The sequence below is a fragment of the Phytopseudomonas dryadis genome (genome assembly GCF_004327355.1).
GTDB lineage: Bacteria > Pseudomonadota > Gammaproteobacteria > Pseudomonadales > Pseudomonadaceae > Aquipseudomonas > Aquipseudomonas dryadis.
In genome coordinates, this window is sequence record NZ_QJUM01000063.1 from 1 (window position 1) to 2,037 (window position 2,037).

Annotated in this window: 2 protein-coding genes; both read left to right on the forward strand. The window is 62.5% G+C overall.

Translation table 11 applies throughout. The features are described 5' to 3' along the window. The coding region (locus tag DNK34_RS25220) for a phosphopantetheine-binding protein (RefSeq protein ID WP_242675399.1) at positions 1 to 414 on the forward strand (414 nt) is incomplete at its 5' end. Positions 415 to 427: 13 nt separating this feature from the next. Beyond that, on the forward strand, positions 428 to 2,037 hold a 1,610-nt coding region (locus tag DNK34_RS25225; protein ID WP_242675400.1), incomplete at its 3' end, for a condensation domain-containing protein.

Consider the following 2,037-nt stretch of genomic DNA (forward strand, 5'->3'; position numbering starts at 1 on the left):
TTGTTCCTCGAGGCCTTGCCGTTGAGCGCCAATGGCAAGCTGGATCGACGCCAGCTGCCGAGCCCCCAGGCCCAGGCGCAGAAGGCCTACGTGGCGCCGGAAGGAGAGCTGGAAGGCGCCATTGCGGCGATCTGGGAGGACGTGCTGCAGTGTGGCCCGGTCGGTCGGCAGGCGCACTTCTTCGAACTGGGCGGGCATTCGCTGTTGGCCACACAGGTGATCGTGCGGATTCGTCACAGCCTTGGCACCGAGGTGCCGATCAGGTTGCTGTTCGATTCGCCGACCCTAGAGGCCTTCTGCGAGCAAGTCGCCGGCACGCTGCCGAAGCACTCGAACCTGGATGAAGAATTGGCTAAATCTTTAGAGGCTCTCAAACGTTTATCCAGTACCGAGTTGGAGAAACTAATTTCCTAGTAAGGAGTTTGGGGTGCGGGAGTTGATTGAGTCGGTTGGGGCGCTTCCCCTGAAAGAGCGTAAGGCGCTGGCGGTGCTGCTCAAGCAGAAAGGTATCAATCTGTTTGCAGTGGCTCCGATCTTCAGGCGCGACCCGGCCGAGCCGTTGCAGCTCTCCTATGCCCAGGAGCGCCAGTGGTTCCTGTGGCAGCTTGATCCGGACAGCACCGCCTACCACATTCCGCTGGCGCTGCGCATGTGTGGTGCTCTGGATGTGCAGGCGTTGGAAAAGGCCTTCCAGGGCGTCGTGGCACGACACGATGTCCTGCGCACGACGTTGCTAGACGGCCCGCACGGGCCGTTGCAGCATATCCATCCGACCTGTCCAGTGACCTTGCGCGCGGAGCCGTTCGAGCCCATTGCAGGGCTCGACCTGGAGGCTTCGCTGAGCGCCCGCATCGAGGCCGAGACCCAGCAGCTGTTCGATCTGACCGAGGGCCCACTGTTTCGCCTGTGCCTGTGGTGCCTCGGCGAGGATGACCATGTGCTGGTGCTGACGCTGCATCACATCGTCTCCGATGGCTGGTCGATGCAGGTCATGGTCGATGAGCTGACGCGTCTGTATGACGAGCATGCCCATGGACAACCGGCCAACCTGCCGGCGTTGTCGATCCAGTATGCCGACTACGCTCTGTGGCAGCGCCACTGGATGGAGGCCGGCGAGCGTGAGCGGCAGCAGGCGTTCTGGGTCGAGCAACTTGGTGGCGAACAGCCTGTGTTGGCGTTGCCGCTGGATTTCCCGCGGCCAGCCGAGCAGCGCTTCCAGGGCGCGCGCCTGGATCTTCTGGTGCCGGCCGCGCTGTTTAGTCGTCTGCAAGCCCTAGCCCAGGCGCACGGGATGACACCGTTCATGTTGCTGTTGGCGTCGTTCCACTTGCTGTTGCACCGTCACAGTGGTCAGGCCGATATCCGGGTGGGTGTGCCGGTGGCCAACCGCAGTCGGGTCGAGACCGAAGGGTTGATCGGCCTTTTCGTCAATACCCAAGTACTCCGGGCCGAGATGGACGGTCAGCAACGCTTCGTCGATTTTCTCGGCTATATCCGACAGCAGGTTCTGGCTGCCCAGGCCCATCAGGACTTGCCATTCGAGCAGTTGGTGGAGGTGTTGCAGCCCGAGCGAAATCTCAGCTACAGCCCGTTGTTCCAAGTGCTGTTCAACCACAAAGGCGCCAGCGCCGCAACGCCGGCGGCGGAGGGATCGCTGCGCATCGAGCAACTGAGTTGGCGTAGTCAGTCGGCGCAGTTCGATCTCGCTCTGGATACCTATGAGCGTGCCGACGGGCTGGGGGCTTCGCTCACCTATGACTCCGACCTGTTCCGGCCAGAAACGGCTGCGCGGCTGGGGCGACACTGGCTGAATTTGCTGCAGGCCATCGTCGCCGAGCCACAGACGCGCCTGTGCGACTTGCCGATGCTCGCCCCCACCGAGCGTACCGTGCTGCTCGAGCGCTTCAACGCCACCACTACCGACTACGACCTGCAGCAGACCGTGCATGGCCTGTTCGAGCAGCACGTGCGTGCCACCCCCGACGCTCCGGCGCTGGTATTCGGTGAACAGCAACTGAGTTATACCGAGCTCAATAT